An 18,560-nucleotide genomic window follows, 5' to 3' on the forward strand; every position below is an offset into this window, starting at 1 on the left:
ACCTGCCGGGAATGACATTCGGGTCACCCAAGCCGCGCCGATAGCTTGCTCCACAAGGCGTTCTCCGCCTGAAAGATATAATCAAGCCGCGCGCTGGTGACGCTTTTGGCGCCTCGGGCGATCAGCCAGTCGGCGAGCGCCGCCACCTTTTGCGCCGGACAGGAGAACGTCGCTGACTCGTCGTCGATGTTGCGCAATCCGGCGCCGAAGTTCGCTTCCGCTTCTCGCAGGATATGTTCGCTCGGCGCAGGCAGGGTCGCGCGCACATCGCGCGTCGTGCGCGCTTCTTCTTCTGCGGCGATGCGGGAGAGAATGACGCGCGCTGCTTCGCGCGCCGCATTGTCCCACGGGGCTGTTAGCGAGGCGACGAGATTGGCCTGCGAGCGTAGAATGACGCCGTCCTCGATGATCTTCAGCGCATTCGCCGCGAGCGTCGCGCCTGTCGTCGTGATGTCGACGATGAGATCGGCGGAGCCGGCGGCGGGCGCGCCTTCGGTGGCGCCGGAGCTCTCGACGATGCGATAGTCCGATACGTCATGAGTGGCAAAGAAGCGCCGCGTCGTATTGATGTATTTCGTCGCGACCCGCAGCCCGCGGCCGTGGCGCGCGCGAAATCCATCGGCGACGTCGGCGAGATCGCTCATATAGCGCACGTCGATCCAGGCCTGCGGCACCGCGACGACGACATTCGCGGCGCCAAAGCCGAGCGGCGCGAGAAGCTCCACTTTGTTGTCGGCGTCGGCGATCTCCTCGCGCACCAGATCTTCGCCGGTGACGCCGAGATGGGCTTCGCCCAAGGCCAGACGACGCGTAATCTCGGAAGCGGAGAGATAGGCGACTTCCGCGCCTTCGACTCCAGCGACGGCGCCGCGATAGTCGCGCGCGCCGCGGCCTTGCGTCAGCTCCAGGCCGGCGCGCGCGAAGAAGGCTGCGGCGTTCTCCTGCAGCCGGCCCTTTGAAGGAGAGGCGATGATGAGTTTTTGCGCGGGCGTCATCATGCTTGTCTCGCGCTCGGGGAAAGACGGTCGATCCAGATCGCGGCGCCGACAGCCGGTATGTCCGACGCCGCGCCGAGCGTCTTGAGCAGCCTGTCGTAGCGTCCGCCGCCGATCACCGGCGCGCCGTCGCTGGAGTGGCGGGCCTCGAAAACGAAGCCGGTGTAATAGTCGAGATGACGCGCAAAGCCTGCCGAAAAGCGGATCTCGTGAACGGCGAGGCCGCGCACGCTAATGGCCTCAGCGCGCGCGTCAAACGCGTCCAGCGCGGCGGAGAGGTCAAGCTGCGCGTCGGCGGCCAGCCAGCGCATGGCTGCGGAAGCTGACGCGGGCGCGCCTTCGATGGCGAAAAAAGTCTCCGCCAGCGCGCGCGTCTCGTTGGAAACGCCCGCGCCTTCGGCGAGCGTCGCTTGATCGAGAAAGCGTTCGGCGATTTCAGCCGCGCTGCGGCCGCCGACGGCGGTGATGCCGGCGATGGATAACAAGTCTTCGACGAGACGGCGCGCATCGGACGGGTCGACTTTGGTCAGCGCCGCCAATACGCCCGACTGTTCCGATCCGCCATTGCGTTCGGGCGAGGCAAAAATATCGGATATCCTCTGGCCGCGCGCGTGCCCGGCCGCGAGACGCCGGCGCCAGACCGGCGGCATCTCGAGACGTTCGAGGAAGGCGGCGACGAGCCCGGCGTCGCCGATCAGAACCTTGAGCGCCGTCGCGCCAGCCGCCGCCGCGGCGTCGAGCGAAGCGGCGAGAATCTCGGCGTCCGCGGCTTCGCGGTCCTGGCGGCCGAAGCTCTCCAGCCCCGCCTGAAGAAACTCGCCGTCGCCGGTCGCGCCATGTTCAGGCGCGCGAAAGATCGAGCCGCCGTAAGCAAATGCCGCCGGATCGCCCGCCCGAGCGGAGGCGAGATAATCGAGACAGACCGGAATCGTATATTCCGGCCGCAGGCAAAATTCCGCGCCGGAGCCATCGCTCGTCAGATAGAGCCGGCCGCGGAAATCCTCTCCAGATCGATCGAGGAAGACATGCGCCGGCTGCAGGAGACTTGGCTCGCAGCGCGCGAACCCCTCCCGCGCGAAATGCGCAAGGATGGCCGCAAGGCTCGTAGCTTCGCGTTCTGCTGAAGTGGCGGTGACGGCGTTCAAGCGCAAATCCCTCAAAATTTGCGCTCTCTTTAGCAAGTGCGCCGCGCGCGCGCACCCCTGCTCCGGGCGAAAGGTGAACGCCCCACAGCAAGGCCGCGGTCCGGAGCCTTGCATCCCGCGCGCTCGTCTGCCAAATAAGGGGTCGGGAGGTTGGCGGTGGACGCTTCACTCGCCAACCGGGTCAGGTCCGGAAGGAAGCAGCCCTAACGAGCTTGGGCGGGTCTTCGTTCAGCCTCCCACCTTCTTCGGCGAGCAGCGAATGGCGTGGCGCAATATACTGCGCTGTTCGTCGCTCGTCTGCCGCCGGATGGATGCAGATGGACCACGAGCACGATCCGCCGAGGCCATCGCTGGCGCCCGATGACGGGCCTTCGCTGTTTGGCGCCGATCAGGCGCCGCCGTCGGCCTATCGCGTGCTGGCGCGCAAATATCGACCGACCACCTTCGCAGACCTGATCGGCCAAGAGCCGATGGTGCGCACGCTCGAAAACGCATTCGATCTCAACCGAATTCATCAGGCCTATCTGCTGACCGGCGTGCGCGGCGTCGGCAAGACGACGACCGCGCGCATTCTCGCGCGCGCATTCAATTATGAACTGCCGGCGGGAGACGCGCGGCCCGCGATCAATCAGCCGACGATTCATATGGAGGAGCTCGGCGTCCACTGTCAGGCCATCATCGACTCGCGCCATGTCGACGTGCTCGAAATGGACGCCGCCTCGCACACGGGCATCGACGACATCCGCGAGATCATCGACAACGCCCGCTACCGCCCGGTCATGGCGCGCACCAAAGTCTACATCATCGACGAAGTGCATATGCTCTCGAAGGCCGCGTTCAACGGTCTCCTGAAGACGCTCGAAGAGCCGCCCGAGCATGTGAAGTTCATCTTCGCGACGACCGAAATCGACAAGGTGCCGGTGACGGTGCGTTCGCGTTGCCAGCGCTTTGATCTGCGCCGCATCGACGCCGGTCTGCTCGCCAATCACCTGCTTGGCGTCTGCAAGGCCGAAGGCGTCGCCATCGAGCCGGATGCGCTCGCTATGATCGCGCGTGCGGCGGAAGGCTCGGCCCGCGATGCGCTGTCCTTGCTCGATCAGGCGATCGCCTATGGCGCGGGGCATTCGGGGGGCGGCGCGATCGCCGCCGAGGATCTGCGGCTGATGCTCGGCGTCGCCGACAAGGCGCGAATCATCGACCTTTTCGAAGCGGCGATGTCGGGCGACGTCGCCAAGGCGATCGCCATTCTCGAAGATCAATACAACGGCGGCGCCGATCCGGCGCAGGTGCTGCTCGAACTCGCCGAATTCACGCATCTCGCGACGCGCCTGAAGCTTGCGCCTGAGACCGCCCATTCGGCGGCGCTGACGCCCGAAGAGAGACGCCGTGGCGAAGAGGCCGCAACGCGCCTCTCGGTTCCTGCGCTCACGCGCGCCTGGCAAATCTTGATGAAAGGCGTCGATGAATTGCGCGGCGCGCAGCGACCATTGGCGGCGGCCGACATGGTGCTGGTGCGGCTCGCTTACGCCTCCGATATGCCCTCGCCGGCGGAGGCGCTGCGGCGCCTTGGTTTCGCCGAGAGCGCGCCGAGCGCCGACTCCGCGGCGCCCTCGACGCGAAGCGCAGGGCCTGCCGGACTCGGCGCTGCGCCGCAAGTGCGCGGCGGCCAGGGACTCGCGCCGGCGCCGCGCTCCGCCGCGCCTCAGCCCTCTGCGGCGCCGGCGCCAAGATCTGCGGCGCCGGAGCCAAGAATCATCATCGAGAGCTTCGATGCGCTTGTCGCGCTTGCCGCGCAGAAGCGGGACATGCGCCTTAAGATCGGGCTCGAGTCCGAAGTGCGGCTGCTGCGATTTGAACAGGGGCGGATCGAGTTTGAACTCGCGCCGGGCGGCGCGCGTGAACTGGCTTCGACTCTGATGCAGAGGCTTCAGGCCTGGACCGGCGAGCGCTGGATGGTGTCGGTCGTGGCCTCCGGCGGCGCGCCGACGCTCAAGGAACTGCGCGACGCGGAGCAGCGCAAGCGCCGCTCCTCGCTCGAGTCGGATCCGCTGGTTGCGAGCGTTCTTGCGCGTTTTCCCGGCGCGCAGATCGTCGCCGTGCGGGGCAGGGACGAGGGCGCGGCGCCCGCTGAAACGCTCTATGATGAGGCGTCGCCAATCGAGGAAGACGACGGAGAAGCGCAATGATGGACTTCATGGGCCTGATGAAGCAGGCGCAGCAGATGCAGGCCAAAATGGCCGAAGCGCAGCTGGAGCTCGAACAGATCGTCGTGGAAGGCGAGGCCGGCGGCGGCATGGTGAGGGTCGCGCTCACCGCCAAAGGCGGGATGAAAAGCATCTCCATCGACCCGAGTCTGTTGACGCCTGACGAGAAGGAAATTCTTCAAGACCTGATCCTCACGGCCCACATGCAGGCGCGCGCCAAAGCCGAGGAGGCCATGGCCGAAAAAATGAAGGCGCTCACCGGCGGGCTGCCGTTGCCGCCGGGGTTCAAATTGCCGTTTTGATGCGTATTGCTGCAATTCTCGCGTCATGGCCGGCCTTGAGCCGGCCATCCAGGTGATGACGCCGCCCAAAGCTTCCAATTATACGTAGCATTCTGACGTGGATGCCCGCGACAAGCGCGGGCATGACGCGAAACCACATGAGGCGTTGATCCGGCTATGGCGGAAAAGGTGGCCGGTCCCGAGATCGAAAAACTCGTGCAGCTCCTGGCCAAATTGCCGGGGCTCGGCCCGCGATCGGCGCGGCGCGCGGTGTTGCATCTCATCCGCAAACGCGAAGAACTGCTGGCGCCGCTCGCCGAAGCGATGCGCGTCGCTCAAGAGCGCATCGTCCTTTGCTCGGTCTGCGGCAATATCGATACGAGCGATCCCTGCACGATTTGTCGTGACGCGCGCCGCGACGAATCGATTCTGGTTGTCGTCGAGACGGTCGCCGATCTCTGGGCGCTGGAGCGGGCAGGGCTGCTCAATGCGCGTTATCACGTGCTCGGCGGCGTGCTGTCGCCGCTCGATGGCGTCGGTCCCGACGATCTCACCGTCGCGAGCCTCGTCACGCGCGTGCGCGCCGGAGAGACTCGCGAAGTCGTGCTCGCGGTCAACGCCACCGTCGACGGCCAGACGACCGCGCATTACATCGCCGATGTGCTGGCGCCGTCAGGCGTGAAGGTGACGCGGCTCGCCCATGGCGTGCCGGTCGGCGGCGAACTCGACTATCTTGACGAGGGAACGCTTGCGGCCGCGCTGGAGCGGCGGACAGCGTTCTAGAGGGCGTTTTGAGAGCCGTCAGGGCAGGCTTGAAACCGCCGTCCAGCGCAGAAAGCGATTACTTCGCTGCGGTTTTCGATGTGATGATCGTTTCCCAGTCCTCGACGCCGATCTCGCCGGTGTATTTGTCGCCATTGACGAAGAAGGTCGGCGTCGAGTTGACGCCGAATTTCTCGGCGGCGCGATTACGCACCTTATTGACGTTCTCGTAAAGCGTCTGATCCTTTAGGACGGCCTCGAACTTCTCCTGGCCGATCCCAGCCTGTTTCAAGACATTGGCCAAGCCGTCGAGCGGCTTGTCGGAGAAGGCCCAATTCTTCTGCTGCGAGAACAGAAGATCGACCGTCGCGTCACGCTTGTCGCCGAGTTCGCGCGCCAGCATGAAAGCGGCCGTCGCGAGCGGATCGAGCGGGAACTCACGCAGAATGAATTTCGCCTTGCCCGTGTCGATATATTTCTTCTTGAGCTCCGGATACACGTCGTGATGGAACGCCGCGCAGTGGCTGCACGTCATCGAAGCATATTCGACGATCGTCACGGGAGCGTCCGCCGCGCCTTCCACCACGTCCGGCAGGGCGTTGGGCGCCATCAGCTCGTCAATTGCGACCTTGCCCGAAGCAGACTTTTCGGCAAGGGCGGGCATTGCGGCGAGGAGCGCGCAGGCGGCGCCGACAAGAAAACCACGACGGGGCATAATAAAAGCGAAGGGCATGTTCGGTCCGTAACTGTTGCGACGCCAAAGACCATATCGTCTTCGACAATTGTGGCAAATCAAATCTGGCGAGGAGGGGCGCTAACCGGGCGCTACAGCCCGTGTTTCGGCCGAATGAACCAGTAAAGCACGCCGATAAAAGCGAGCACGACGCCGAACCAGAAAACGACATCGCCGAGCATCAGGTCCCGCATGGTGTAGCTGATTACGCTGACCAGCAAGCCGCCGATCGCAATCCAGAGGGGACGCTGACCGCGTTCCTGCTCCGCCGGCGGCTTCTTCGATAGCCCGGACACACGCCTCTCCTTCGCGTTTCCCTTGGTTCGGCCGTCTTCAGCTTGCTCGCAAGCGATGACAGCGCTTTTGCGCGTTAGACTTTCCGATTGCGGACCCACAGTCAAGAATTCGGGCATAAAAAAACAGCCGCTCGAAGCGGCTGTTTGATCGCCATTGCTGCGCGCCAAATTAGCGCGAATAGAATTCGATGACGAGGTTCGGCTCCATTTGCACGGGGTAGGGCACCTCCGTCGCATGCGGCACCCGAACGAGCTTCGCGGTCATCTTGGAGTGATCGACGTCGTAATATTCCGGCGCGTCGCGTTCGGCGAGCTGAACCGCCTCAAGCACGGTCACGGCCTGTTTCGAGGCTTCCTTCACCTCGATCACGTCGCCGACCTTCACCTGATAAGACGGAATGTTGACGCGCTTGCCGTTGACGCGGATGTGGCCGTGATTGACGAACTGGCGCGCGGCGAAAACCGTCGGGACAAATTTCGCGCGATAGACGATCGCGTCAAGGCGCCGCTCCAAAAGGCCGATCAGATTGTCGCCCGAGTCGCCCTTCAAGCGGATCGCTTCCGCATAATATTTGCGAAACTGCTTTTCGGAGATATTGCCGTAATAGCCCTTGAGCTTCTGCTTGGCTTTGAGCTGCGTGCCATAGTCAGAAAGCTTGCCCTTGCGCCGCTGTCCGTGCTGTCCCGGGCCATATTCGCGGCGGTTAACCGGGCTCTTCGGGCGGCCCCAGATGTTCTGGCCCAGGCGGCGGTCGAGCTTATATTTTGATTCTGCGCGCTTCGTCACTTTGACTGTCGTCCTCTCATGGTCGCGTTGTGGCGTGCGAGAGGCGAAAGACGAAATGCGTCCGGAGCGTTGCGCTCGGACGTCGTCTATATTCGCGTCTCTCGCCGCCCCCGGCCAGCGCCGGGGCTTCAAGAACGCGCCCTCCTCTGCCGTTAACCGGCCGACAGGCGTTTGCAGCAAACGCCACGGGTGCTGGCCTGGCGCGAACGGGTCGCGTCAGGCTCGTGGGGAGCTAAAGGAAAGCGCTCCCTAAGTCAAGATTCTTGAGAAAAGCCGACTTACGGCCACCAGAACGGAAAACCCTCGTCGTAAGGCACGATCATGCTCGCGTTGTAGGGCGGCCGCTGCGGAAGCGTCTCCTGCATATACCAGCTGCGCTGGTTGCGCTCGATGGGATCGTGATTGAGGTAGGTCTGCTGGACCATGTAGCGGTTGGTGCTGCCCACCGGCACCTGGGTGCCGGGATCAAGCCAGCTGCGGCGCTGGATGTCGATCGGACCGCGGCCGCAACACGCATCGCCCGAGGCGACCCGATAACGAGACTTGGCGAGCGCATCGCCCGCCGCGAACAACACCAGACAGGCGAGCCCCGCCGACAGCACTTTATTCCTGCGCATCACGATCCCCTTTCGGACTGAACGCCGTATCTCATAATAGCGGATCGTTTCGCAAAAGCGAATTGAAGCGGGCTTTTCCCGCCAGCAATCCGTCGTCAGGGTGAATGCGGAACGCCTAGCGCGTGATCTGTGCGCCTTGGCGCGATGGCCGCGCATGCGCGCGGCGCGGGCCCTGCGCTGGCCGCGCGGCGTTCTTTTGCGCTGGGATGGTCGCGGTCAGGTCGTCGCGCGAGATGTTGCCGCAGCCAATGGCGCGCGTCGACGCCGCTTGCGCGAAGAAGTCGTTCAGCGCCGGATGATCCGGACTCGCCGTATAGTTGATGCGGTCGAGCAGGCAGCCGAGCGCGACGCGGTCGATCGGTTTCGCCGATTCGCCGCAGGCCAGTCCGGCGATTTCGAGAGCGAGCTTCCCATCGATGAAACGCGCCGCGAGGCAGCTGCGCTCGCTCGCTGCGACGCCCTCGGACGCGGTTTGCGACAGCCGTATTTCAGCGGTCTCAAACGCGCCGAATTTGGTGATGAGCGCGTTCGGCTGGCCGATTTTCGCGACGTTAAGGCCGGCCTGGGCGGCGTGTCGGGTCATGTCGAGGAAGAAATCGGACGTCTTTTCCTTGTCGATTATATCCTGATGAATATCGACGCGCATGAAGGGCGCGCCCATTGCGAACTGACCGACGGCGATCGTGTCGATACGGCCGGAGCCGTTCTCGCTGTCGCGCACGGCGATGGTTTTTTTCTCCCGGTCGAATTCCGGCGCGGCGATGTCGAATGCGCTGAAGGGCTTCGCCATCAGCGCCGAGGCCTCGATGGCTTCGACGGAAACCTTGGTGGAAATCTTGCGCGAGGGCGCGACAGGGACGCGCGGTTGCTCGACGTTCGCCGCGACTTTCGGTTCCGCGATCCTGGGGCCGCGCGGAAGAAAGACGAGTGCGGCGAGGAGAATGAGCGTCGCGCCGACGCCCATTCCGATCGCTGCGCGAACGCCCGCCGGGCGGGCGCGCAGCGGCTGCGCATAACGCCTGTAGTTGGGGTCGACTTCAGCAACGCTCATGGGACGCGACTCCGGCGGCCCGCGGTGGACGCGGGCTGAAAACGCGCCGAGTTTGCCCAGGAGTTTCAGAAGTTAGCGTTAACGGCCCCGCGCGAATTGAGGCATGGTGAATGAAAGGTTTACGCGGGGCGCAAAGAAAAGCCCGCGCCTTGAGGGCGCGGGCTGAAACCGCCGGTCGAGGAGTTCTTACTCTTCGTCGTCCTTCTTGGCTTTCTTGGGCGTCTCTTCGCGGGCTTTGAGCGCCGCGCCGAGAATGTCGCCGAGCGAAGCGCCGGAGTCGGCCGAGCCATATTGCGCGATGGCCTCCTTCTCTTCAGCGACTTCGAGCGCCTTGATCGAGACGGAGACCTTGCGGGCCTTGCGGTCGAACAGCGTCACGCGGGCGTCGACCTTCTCGCCGACGGCGAACCGTTCAGGGCGCTGGTCGGCGCGGTCGCGAGCGAGTTCGCTGCGCTTGATGAAGGTGGAGAGATCGGTGCCGGCGATCTTCACGTCGATGCCGGACTCCTTCACCTCGATCACTTCGCAGGTGACGACGAGGCCCTTTCTGAGCTCGCCGCCTTCTTCGGCGCTGACGGAAGCGAACGGATCGCCCGCAAGCTGCTTGACGCCGAGCGAGATGCGCTCCTTCTCAACGTCGACGTCGAGGACCTGGGCGTTGATCGTGTCGCCCTTCTTATACTCCTCGATGACCTGCTCGCCGGGACGGTTCCAGTCGAGATCCGACAGATGGACCATGCCGTCCACGTCGCCGTCGAGGCCGATGAAGAGCCCGAACTCGGTCTTGTTCTTCACTTCGCCAGAGACGGTCGAGCCGACCGGATGCTTCTCGGCGAAGGCTTCCCACGGATTCTGCAGGCACTGCTTGAGGCCCAGCGAGATTCGGCGTTTGACCGGATCGACTTCGAGCACCTGAACGTCGACTTCCTGGCTCGTCGAGACGATCTTGCCGGGATGGACGTTCTTTTTCGTCCAGCTCATTTCCGAAACGTGGACGAGGCCTTCGATGCCAGGCTCCAGTTCGACGAAAGCGCCGTAGTCGGTGATGTTGGTCACGCGGCCGTGGAATCTGGCGCTGATCGGATATTTCGCCTCGATGCCCTGCCAGGGATCCTCGAGGAGCTGCTTCATGCCGAGCGAGATGCGGTGCGTCTCGTGATTGATCTTGATGATCTTCACCTTGACGGTCTGACCGATGGTCAGCACCTCGGACGGGTGATTGACGCGCCGCCAGGCGATGTCGGTGACATGCAGCAGACCGTCGATGCCGCCGAGATCCACGAAGGCGCCGTAGTCGGTGATATTCTTCACGACGCCGTCGATCACCTGACCCTCTTCGAGGTTGGCGACTATCTCGTGGCGCTGCTCGGCGCGGCTCTCTTCAAGCACGGTGCGGCGCGATACGACGATATTGCCGCGCCGGCGGTCCATCTTCAGGATGTGGAACGGCTGCGGCACGTTCATCAGCGGGCCGACGTCGCGGATCGGTCGGATGTCGACCTGGCTGCGCGGCAGAAAGGCCACGGCGCCGTCGAGGTCGACGGTGAAGCCGCCCTTAACCTGATTGAAGATGACGCCCTCGACCTTTTCATTGGTCTCGAAGGCCTTTTCGAGCTTGACCCAGCTCTCTTCGCGGCGCGCCTTGTCGCGCGAAATGACGGCTTCGCCGAGCGCGTTCTCGACGCGCTCCAGGTAGACTTCGACCTCTTCGCCCACTTGGGGGGCGGGGTCCCGGCCATAGCCGGTGAATTCCTTGATAGCGACGCGGCCCTCGGTCTTGAGGCCAATGTCGATGACGGCGACATCCTTTTCGATGGCGACGACGCGGCCCTTGATGACGGAACCTTCAAAGGCCTCGTTCTGGCCATAGCTCTCATCAAGCAGAGCGGCGAAATCTTCGCGCGTAGGCGCGCGATCGGTCGTGGCGGACATATGTTCTCCTGAGAGCCCAGAGAGGGCGGCGCCGGCAAGGGTTAGCGTTGCAGATCGGCTTTCGGCATCGGACGTCCCCCGCGGCTAAAACGCGAGGCTGGACGAAAAGTTCGCTAAGCGAACTGCCGGCGCGGCCCGATGTCGAAAACCAAAGCGAATGCCCCAGCTTGGTTACCGAGGCGGGGCCTATCTACCAGCGGCGCGCCGCCGTCGCAAGCGCGCCGAAAAGAAAAGAGTCGACGCAGCCTTCGCAAAGCCATGATATTGCGGTGCAATAAGTTAACAATAGACTGTTTTAATATAATAATCATATCGCGAAAAGGCACGCCTATTGGCGAATTTCTCGCTAGCGGAATCGCAGCTGCACGCATAGTCTGCGCCCTACTGCCACGCTTCGGCGCGCCGCCAAACGTCAGCGGCGGGGCGCCGCCGCCCGGAGCAACATTGGCGCGCCGGGCCGCTTGGCCGAAGCCCAGTAGAACTTCGCGTTCGCCGTCTAGACGGCGAGAGCGTCGACTTCCCGTCGTTGCGATAGGGATATAAAGAGGAGAAAGAGATGAAGACGAATATTATTTCAGGTTCGGCTCTCGCCGCCGCCGCCGTCGCCCTTGCTTTGAGCGGCGCGTCGATTGCGCCCGCCCACGCGCATTCCGCGAAGTCGACCCATGCGAAGACGCATTGCGGCGCCAAGGGAACATGCCGCGGCATGGCCAAGTGCCACCACAAGGCGCAGTGTCACCACCACAAGGGCCGCTGCAACATGAAGAGCCGCTGCCACAGCAAGTAATCGCCTTGCGCGGGGGCGGCTCCTACGGCCGTCCCCGCCACGCTGATGCGGCTCCGGCATGAGCGGCGATGCCTGAGAGGGGAACACGTCATGGAAAAACCCGCGCCGCTTGGCTACGGCTTGGGTCTGCGGCCGATCTACTATGAAGAGATCCTGTCGTCGCGCCCGCCGATCGACTGGTTCGAAATCATTTCTGAAAACTACATGCTCGCCGGCGGCCGGCCTCTGGCGATGTTGGAGCGGATACGCGCCGATTACCCCGTCGTCATGCATGGCGTCTCGATGTCGCTTGCGTCAACCGACCCGCTCAACTTCGACTATTTGCGGCAGCTGAAGACGCTCGCCGAACGCGTCCAGCCGGCATGGGTTTCAGATCACATCGCTTGGACAGGCGTTCATGGCGTGACGCTCCACGATCTGCTGCCCATTCCCTACACGCGCGAATCGCTTGCGCATGTCGTCGAGCGCATTCAGCGGGTGCAGGACTTTCTCAAGCGCCGGCTTGTCGTTGAAAACGCCTCAACCTACGTGTCCTTCGTCGATTCGGAGATGAGCGAACACGAGTTCGTTCGCGAAATGGCCGAGCGCGCCGACTGCCTGTTGCTGCTCGACGTCAACAATGTTTTTGTTTCGAGCTTCAACCACGGCTTCGATCCCGTCGCCTTCATCGATGGCGTTCCGGCCGAGCGCGTCGTGCAATTTCACATGGCGGGTCATACCAATAATGAGACGCATCGCGTGGACACACACGACCAGCCGGTCTGTGACGAGGTCTGGGCGCTCTACGAGCACGCGCGTCGGCGCTGCGGCGACGTCTCCGCCATGATTGAGCGCGACGACAATTATCCGCCACTTGCGGAGCTTCTCGACGAACTCCAGAATATGCGCGACATCGACGCCCGCATCTCAAAAGAGCGAGCGCTCAGCGCGGCATGAAGCTCGCAGATTTTCAGTCTCTGTTTCAGCAGCGTGTGCTGGCCGGCTCTGGAGAGGCGGACAAGCCTCTCCTGAAAAAATTGCGGCCGTCGCCGCGCGGCGCCGCGCCAGAGACGTTGCTCGACGTCTATCAGACCGGCTACCGCATACGGCTGGCCGACTTTGTTTCGCAGGATCACCCGGGGCTGCGCGCGATTCTCGGAGACGAGGCGTTTGACGCGCTGGTCGACGACTACATCGACCATTGTCCGTCGCGCGATCCGAACGCGCGCTGGTTTACGACCGGACTGCCGGACTTCATGCGCGAAAATGCGCGCTGGCGCGACGATGTTGCGGCCGCGTCCATGGCGCTGTTTGAGCGCGCCATGGTCGACGCCTTCGACACGGCTGACGAAACGCCGTTGACGGTGCAGGCGCTGGCGGGCTTTGCGCCCGACGATTGGGCGCGGCTGGCCTTCGACTTCGACCCGAGCCTCACGCTGCTCGAACTCGCCGCCGGCACGATCGAGGCTTACGGCGCGGCGATCAGCGAGGAGGCGCCGGCGAAAGTCGATAAGCCCGCGGCGGGCGATCACATCGAATATGCCGCCGTATGGCGCGTCGATCATGAATCCGCCTATCGCCAGCTCGAGCCCGACGAATATGTCGCGCTTTCCGAAGCGCGCGCCGGCCACGCCTTCGGCGACATTTGTCAGATGACCGCCTTTCAGCAGGCTGGCGAGATTGCGCCAGAGCGGCTGGCGCAATGTTTGTCGAGCTGGTTCGAGGACGGCATGATTATCGGCGTGCGCGTCCGCGAGGACGATGATCAGTCTTCGAACACGCCTTCAAGCGCGTAATGCTGGACGCTCTTGCGGTTGGCGATAAGCTCGTCGGCCGTCGGCTCGCCCTTCATGGCGCGAGAGATTGCGAGCTTCGTCGCTTCGTAATTGGTGCGATAGAGATCTTTCTTGTCGAGCTCCGCATGGGTGGCGCAACGCGGATCGAGCCAGACCATGATGATCATGCAGAGCTCGTTGAGCTGATCCTTGGGGAGTATCCCTTCGGCGATGCAGTCGACGATGGCGTCGCCGGTCGCCGCCTGCACCACTCCGCCGAGAAGCTCGACGTAATCTTCCGATTTAACCGTCATCTTCGTGGTCATCATGGTCGACGGCCGCACCTGCTGGTTGAGGTCGCGGATGACGAACATGCGCGGATGGCCGGCGACCTGGCCGGCCATGCTGGCGAAGGCGTGCCCAACCGGACCCTTGACGTTGCCGATCATCACTTCCGGCATGGCGTCGGTGTATTGTCCGTCCGCGGCCAGAACTGTCGCTTCGCCTGTCGCCAGCCAGATATGCTCGGTCATTTTCCATCCCCTGCAATGAAGTGGCAGGGAAATAGCATTGAGGCAGGCAGTAGGGAAGGCCAAGTGTGGCCGCCCTTTCAGTTGGAAAAACGGCGTGGAGAGCAAAGTCGATTTGTGAAGGATACAAATATGGCGGTACTTTTGCGAGAGTTCCAATCGTTCGTTTGCTCAGTGGCCATCGCCTTGCTGGCTGCGGCCGCGCCAATGTTCGGATTTTACTTTCTTCTGACAAGCCAGCTGGCGCCCGTTCGCGAACCTCTCTGGAGTTTGCCGACGATCTTCATACCGGCGGTTTATTGCTGCCTTTGGCTCTTGAGGCGCGAACGCAGTTTCCGCTCGGCGAGCTTTGCTCTAAAACTGACATTGGTTCACGCCGCCGCGATGCTGGCGCTTCTGGCGCTCGGTTGGTGGCGGAACGTCGCGGTCGCGGCTCTGTTCTTTGACAGCCTGCTCCTTTTTGCGCTGCTTGGCCCTGTCACCGAGAAGCGAGAATCATCGGAGCGCTACGCTTTTTCGAAAGCCACTATCTTTTGGATCGGAACTATTCTCGCTATTTTTTTGCCGCTCGGCTTTCTCAATTCGGTCGTCGTTGTTTTTCGCGCCGAGCAACTGGCTGGAGAGCGACCCTATTGCATCCAGTATGCAAACGACGCAGACCACGGTCCTCGTTACGATTCGGCGCGCAGCGTCTTTGATCTCTCCATTTTTAGGTTGCTAAACAGATCCAGCGGCGGAGGCAATACCGGCGTGACGTTTGAATGGGAGCACCACGGCCTGCTCGCGCTTGATGATGACGTTCGTCGCTACTACAACTGGTCTTATACTTATGAGGAATTTCGTAATGAGGTTGTCAATCGCGGGTTGTTCGAGAACGACGTTTTCCGACCCGAAATAGTTTGTCGCGTTGAACCTCATTTCGCGATGAAACTGCCGCTCTGGAGTGGATCGCGCGATTAACGGACACATTGTTCCAGCATAGCTGAGCAGTCCCCACTCAGAGCGCGTGCGCGACGGTTTCGCTGGTTTGTGTCACGGCATTGACGCACTCGCGAACGCCACTGCATTTCTGCCAAGCACCGTCGAAAGCATCGTTTTTTCGTTCGCAAGTTGTTCCACCAATCCGCGGTTGATGCGCGTGACCAGCCCTGACCCCTCATAGATGAGCGCCGAATAAAGCTGCACCAGCGTCGCGCCGGCGTCGATTTTGGCGAGCGCCGCTTCCGCGCTGTCGACGCCGCCGACCCCGATCAGCGGGAACTGTCCTTCAACGCGCAAAAATGTTTGCGCGAGCATGCGCGTCGAGAGATCGAACAGCGGCGCCCCCGACAGGCCGCCGCTCTCCTTCGCCAATGGCGAGCGCAGCGTTAGGGGCCGCGAAATCGTCGTGTTCGACACGATCATGCCGTCGATGCGCCGATCGCGCGCGACGCGCACGATGGCGTCGAGCTGCGCGAGCGTGAGGTCCGGCGCGATTTTGAGGAGCAGGGGCCGCCGAACCGGCGCCGCGTCGCGCGCCTCGACGACACGCGCCAACAAATCTGAAAGCGCTTCCGGCTCCTGCAGATCGCGCAGGCCCGGCGTATTCGGCGAACTCACATTGATCGTGAAGTAGCTCGCGACGTCGGCGAAGGCGTGAACGCCCGCGACATAGTCTGCCACGCGATCGCCAGCGTCCTTGTTGGCGCCGATATTGACGCCGACGATTCCTCCCTGCGCGCGCTTCGAGAGGCGCGCCAGCGCCGGCGCATGGCCCTCATTGTTGAAGCCGTAGCGATTGACGACGGCGCGATCCTCGATCAGTCGAAAGGCGCGCGGACGCGGATTGCCGGGCTGGGCGCGCGGCGTGAGCGTGCCGACTTCCACGAAGCCAAACCCCAAACCGAGCATCGCGTCTGGGACTTCGGCATTTTTGTCGAAGCCCGCCGCGAGGCCGATCGGGTTGGGAAAGTCGAGCCCGAAGGCGTGGACCGCGAGACGCGGATCATTCGCCGGCGGCGCGCGACGGGGCAGCAGTTTCAGCGCCGCGATCGTCGCGCGATGCGCCGTTTCAGCGTCGAGCAGACGCAAAAGCGGCGATGCGATCGCGAAGGCGTCCGTCATTTCAGGACGGCCGAAAAATCGTGCCGGCCGTCCGCGCCTATGGGCAGCGGATCGACGCGCGCAACCGACTCGAGAGGAAGCGGCGCATAAAGATGCGGGAAAGGCGCGCTACCGCGCGAAACCTCCCATCTGAGCGCCTCGCCGAGCGCGGCGGAATCCACGGCGACGAGCAGCAGATCGGTTTGGCCGGCGAAATATTTCGCCGCTGTTTCCTCGACCTGATCCGCGGCCGAAAAGTGAATGAAGCCGTCGGCGAGATCGACCGCCGCGCCGCTAAAGACGCCGGCCGCTTCCGCCGCACGCCACTCGGACTGCGAAATGATTTTGTAGATATGAGTCACGAACCCATCAGCCTTGTCTTACGCCCGCCGAGTCACTCCGCGGCGCGCGGGGTTCTCTGCGCAGCGGCCGCCAGCGCGGCGCGGCGCGGCAGACGCGCGATCATGCCGATGAGCGCACGGTCGGAGAGCGCCACGAGCCGTTCGCCGCGGTTCAGCCAATTGACGGCGTCTTCGATCGTCTCGGCGTCGGCGATCTTGGTTTCGGCCAAGGCGCGGTCCGCGCTGATCTGCCCGCGCTGTCTCGAGCGTCGCGTCGGCAGCCAGCTTTCATGCAGCGCGCGCAACTCGGGATCGGCGTGGAGCGCCAGCAAACCATTGACGTCGTCTTCGCCAGCGCGCGCCAGCGCTTTGGAGAGCGCCTTGCCGCGCTTGGCGATCGGCGGCGTCGTGGTTTCTTCGGGAGTCGTCAGCACGCCGGCGCGACGAAAAACGAGGCCGAGCCAACGTTGACTCGTGGCCCAGGAAATCAGGATCGCGAGCACGAGGCCGGCGATCGTCGGCGACATCCAGGCGACGAGCGAGGGCGAAATCATGAAGCCCGCGATGAGGCTTAAGAGGCCGAGCGCTACGTGCCATATGTGGCGACGGACGATATCGGTAAACGGCACCGAACCGTCGTCGCGTCGCTGCGGATCCCAGCCGGTGTCAAAACCGAAAACGATGTGCAGCACATGGCCGGTCTGGATCAGCATCATGATCGGCGCCAGCAGAGCGGACAGCACGACTTCGAAAAGGGTCGAGATCAGCAGCATGATCACGCCGCCGGAGCCTTTGCGCGTTTCCGGCTCATAGATGGCGACGATCAGGCCCAACATCTTGGGGGCGAGCAGAATGCCCATCGTCAGTCCGAAGAGTTCGAGCGACCGTTCGGCGTCGAACCGCGGGAAGGTCGGAAAGAGCGCAAATTCGCCGGTAAAATATTCCGGTCGGAAATAGCTCGCCTGGAAGACGATGACGATGCCGATGAGAAGTTGCAGCAGCCAGAGCGGCGACGTCAGATAGCCGAAGATGCCGGTGAGGAAATGCTGCCGCGACGCCCAGTGAAAGCCTTTGCCGCTCAACACGCGCGCATGTTGCAGGTTGCCCTGACACCAGCGGCGGTCGCGAATCGACAAATCGATCAGCGAAGGCGGGCTTTCCTCATAGGAGCCGCCGAGCGTCGGCGTCATGTAGACCGCATATCCGGCGCGGCGGATAAGCGCGGCTTCGACGAAGTCATGGCTCAGGATATGGCCGCCCCAGGGCGGTCGGCCGCGCAGGTCGGGCAGGCCGCAGTAGCGGGCGAAGGCCTCGGTGCGGATGATCGCGTTATGCCCCCAATAATTGCCGTCGCGGCCCATCCAGGCCGTTAGGCCCATCGCGATGACGGGGCCGTAGATGCGCGCGGCGAATTGCTGGACGCGGGCGAAGAGCGTGTTGCGGTTGATGATCAGCGGCAGGGTCTGGATGATGCCGCTGTCAGGGTCGGCCTCCATGGCGGCGGCGAGCTGCACGATCGTCGGCCCGCTCATCAGACTGTCGGCGTCGAGCACCACCATGTGCTTATAGGCCCCGCCCCAGCGCGAGACGAAATCTTCAATATTGCCCGCCTTGCGCCCCGTGTTCTTTTCGCGGCGGCGGTAAAAGATTCGCGCCTGTGGGCCGAGCCGACGGCGAATGCCGATGAAGGCGCGCTCTTCGGCGATCCAGATGTCGGGATTGGTGGTGTCTGAGAGGAAGAACCAGTCGAAATGCGCGCCAAGGCCGGTCGCTTGCACGTCTTCGTAGATCGTCTGCAGGGCGGCGAAGACGCGGCTCGGCGCCTCATTGTAGATCGGCATGACCACGGCGGTGGTCTCGGCGAGCGCCGACGGCAGGGGCGGGCGCCAACGCTGGCGCATCAGCAAGGCGAAGCCGACGATGCAACTTGTGAAGGACAGCGCGATCCAGGAGAAGTTCAGCACGAACAGCCCCAGCAGGGCCCACTTCAAGGTCGTCACCCCGCCGACGTCGACGACCTTATACATCTCGTGAGCGCCATAGGCGGTCAGCGCCAAGCCGCCGCCAAAAGTCAAAATCCTCGCAAGCCATGGCGTGCGCCACAGCCAAGGCGCCTCAGCTTTGCGCCGCTGGCGCTTGTCGAATTTGAAAAGATTTTGCGCCGGCATCGACAGCCGGTTTTCGATCGGGGTCGGCGGCGCCGCGGCGGGATCGGAGCTGGCGGTCCGCCATTCCATTGCCCGCGGCGGATCGTCTGAAGGAG

19 protein-coding genes and 1 other RNA gene are annotated in these 18,560 nt (G+C 63.3%); 8 read left to right on the forward strand and 12 right to left on the reverse strand.

Going from position 1 to position 18,560, the window contains the following annotated elements:
• Window positions 1-23: 23 nt before the first annotated feature.
• Both hisG and IYX23_RS11705 read right to left on the reverse strand, forming a co-directional pair.
• Entirely contained in the window at window positions 24-995 is a 972-nt protein-coding gene (hisG, locus tag IYX23_RS11700) for an ATP phosphoribosyltransferase (protein WP_196393056.1), read from the reverse strand.
• Window positions 995-2,146, reverse strand: a complete 1,152-nt coding sequence (locus tag IYX23_RS11705) for an ATP phosphoribosyltransferase regulatory subunit (protein WP_196393057.1) — start codon at window positions 2,144-2,146, stop codon at window positions 995-997. The genes hisG and IYX23_RS11705 overlap by 1 nt, the downstream gene beginning before the upstream one ends.
• 138 nt (window positions 2,147-2,284) lie before the next feature.
• On the opposite strand from IYX23_RS11705, the gene ffs reads away from it, so the two are divergent.
• The 4 genes from ffs to recR all read left to right on the forward strand — a co-directional run bounded on the left by ffs (window position 2,285) and on the right by recR (window position 5,408).
• An RNA gene (gene ffs, locus IYX23_RS11710) (signal recognition particle sRNA small type) lies at window positions 2,285-2,381 on the forward strand.
• Window positions 2,382-2,457: 76 nt separating this feature from the next.
• The gene (locus IYX23_RS11715) at window positions 2,458-4,326 is read left to right on the forward strand and encodes a DNA polymerase III subunit gamma/tau (RefSeq protein ID WP_246716712.1); all 1,869 of its coding nucleotides are present in this window, start codon (window positions 2,458-2,460) and stop codon (window positions 4,324-4,326) included.
• The gene (locus tag IYX23_RS11720; RefSeq protein WP_029651824.1) at window positions 4,323-4,646 is read left to right on the forward strand and encodes a YbaB/EbfC family nucleoid-associated protein; all 324 of its coding nucleotides are present in this window, start codon (window positions 4,323-4,325) and stop codon (window positions 4,644-4,646) included. Before IYX23_RS11715 ends, IYX23_RS11720 begins: the two co-directional genes overlap by 4 nt.
• A gap of 156 nt (window positions 4,647-4,802) precedes the next feature.
• Entirely contained in the window at window positions 4,803-5,408 is a 606-nt protein-coding gene (gene recR / locus IYX23_RS11725) for a recombination mediator RecR (protein WP_196392928.1), read from the forward strand.
• A 58-nt stretch (window positions 5,409-5,466) separates the two neighbouring features.
• Here recR and IYX23_RS11730 read toward each other — a convergent pair whose 3' ends face one another.
• The 6 genes from IYX23_RS11730 to rpsA form a co-directional block, all read right to left on the reverse strand.
• Window positions 5,467-6,120, reverse strand: coding sequence for a DsbA family protein (locus tag IYX23_RS11730; RefSeq protein ID WP_196392929.1), 654 nt, complete (start codon window positions 6,118-6,120; stop codon window positions 5,467-5,469).
• A 92-nt stretch (window positions 6,121-6,212) separates the two neighbouring features.
• Window positions 6,213-6,416, reverse strand: coding sequence for a hypothetical protein (locus IYX23_RS11735; protein WP_196392930.1), 204 nt, complete (start codon window positions 6,414-6,416; stop codon window positions 6,213-6,215).
• Window positions 6,417-6,585: 169 nt separating this feature from the next.
• The gene (gene rpsD, locus IYX23_RS11740; RefSeq protein ID WP_029650358.1) at window positions 6,586-7,203 is read right to left on the reverse strand and encodes a 30S ribosomal protein S4; all 618 of its coding nucleotides are present in this window, start codon (window positions 7,201-7,203) and stop codon (window positions 6,586-6,588) included.
• A 278-nt stretch (window positions 7,204-7,481) separates the two neighbouring features.
• Window positions 7,482-7,820, reverse strand: coding sequence for a hypothetical protein (locus IYX23_RS11745; protein WP_029650357.1), 339 nt, complete (start codon window positions 7,818-7,820; stop codon window positions 7,482-7,484).
• Between the two features lie 115 nt (window positions 7,821-7,935).
• Window positions 7,936-8,871 (reverse strand): hypothetical protein, encoded by a 936-nt coding sequence (locus tag IYX23_RS11750; protein ID WP_196392931.1) that lies wholly within the window; start codon window positions 8,869-8,871, stop codon window positions 7,936-7,938.
• Between the two features lie 186 nt (window positions 8,872-9,057).
• On the reverse strand, window positions 9,058-10,803 hold the full coding sequence (rpsA, locus tag IYX23_RS11755) for a 30S ribosomal protein S1 (RefSeq protein WP_196392932.1): 1,746 nt from the start codon (window positions 10,801-10,803) through the stop codon (window positions 9,058-9,060).
• Between the two features lie 556 nt (window positions 10,804-11,359).
• Here rpsA and IYX23_RS11760 point away from each other — a divergent pair.
• The 3 genes from IYX23_RS11760 (at window position 11,360) to IYX23_RS11770 (ending at window position 13,365) form a co-directional block, all read left to right on the forward strand.
• Complete coding sequence (locus IYX23_RS11760) at window positions 11,360-11,590, forward strand: hypothetical protein (protein ID WP_154453405.1); 231 nt, start codon at window positions 11,360-11,362, stop codon at window positions 11,588-11,590.
• A gap of 90 nt (window positions 11,591-11,680) precedes the next feature.
• Window positions 11,681-12,526, forward strand: a complete 846-nt coding sequence (locus IYX23_RS11765) for a DUF692 domain-containing protein (protein ID WP_196392933.1) — start codon at window positions 11,681-11,683, stop codon at window positions 12,524-12,526.
• The gene (locus tag IYX23_RS11770) at window positions 12,523-13,365 is read left to right on the forward strand and encodes a DNA-binding domain-containing protein (RefSeq protein WP_196392934.1); all 843 of its coding nucleotides are present in this window, start codon (window positions 12,523-12,525) and stop codon (window positions 13,363-13,365) included. Before IYX23_RS11765 ends, IYX23_RS11770 begins: the two co-directional genes overlap by 4 nt.
• Here the strand turns inward: IYX23_RS11770 and fae are convergent.
• Complete coding sequence (gene fae / locus IYX23_RS11775) at window positions 13,335-13,877, reverse strand: formaldehyde-activating enzyme (protein ID WP_154453408.1); 543 nt, start codon at window positions 13,875-13,877, stop codon at window positions 13,335-13,337. The genes IYX23_RS11770 and fae overlap by 31 nt on opposite strands.
• 63 nt (window positions 13,878-13,940) lie before the next feature.
• On the opposite strand from fae, the gene IYX23_RS11780 reads away from it, so the two are divergent.
• A complete protein-coding gene (locus IYX23_RS11780; RefSeq protein ID WP_196392935.1) occupies window positions 13,941-14,834 on the forward strand; it encodes a hypothetical protein in 894 nt (297 codons plus the stop codon).
• Between the two features lie 72 nt (window positions 14,835-14,906).
• Here IYX23_RS11780 and IYX23_RS11785 read toward each other — a convergent pair whose 3' ends face one another.
• From IYX23_RS11785 to mdoH, 3 genes are read right to left on the reverse strand one after another with little or no spacing between them, the layout of a single operon-like run.
• The gene (locus IYX23_RS11785; protein ID WP_196392936.1) at window positions 14,907-15,977 is read right to left on the reverse strand and encodes a quinone-dependent dihydroorotate dehydrogenase; all 1,071 of its coding nucleotides are present in this window, start codon (window positions 15,975-15,977) and stop codon (window positions 14,907-14,909) included.
• Complete coding sequence (locus IYX23_RS11790) at window positions 15,974-16,318, reverse strand: DUF952 domain-containing protein (RefSeq protein WP_196392937.1); 345 nt, start codon at window positions 16,316-16,318, stop codon at window positions 15,974-15,976. Before IYX23_RS11790 ends, IYX23_RS11785 begins: the two co-directional genes overlap by 4 nt.
• Before the next feature lie 32 nt (window positions 16,319-16,350).
• Entirely contained in the window at window positions 16,351-18,534 is a 2,184-nt protein-coding gene (mdoH, locus tag IYX23_RS11795; protein ID WP_196393058.1) for a glucans biosynthesis glucosyltransferase MdoH, read from the reverse strand.
• Window positions 18,535-18,560 lie beyond the last annotated feature (26 nt).

It is taken from the genome of Methylocystis sp. L43 (assembly GCF_015709525.1).
Classification (GTDB): Bacteria; Pseudomonadota; Alphaproteobacteria; order Rhizobiales; family Beijerinckiaceae; genus Methylocystis.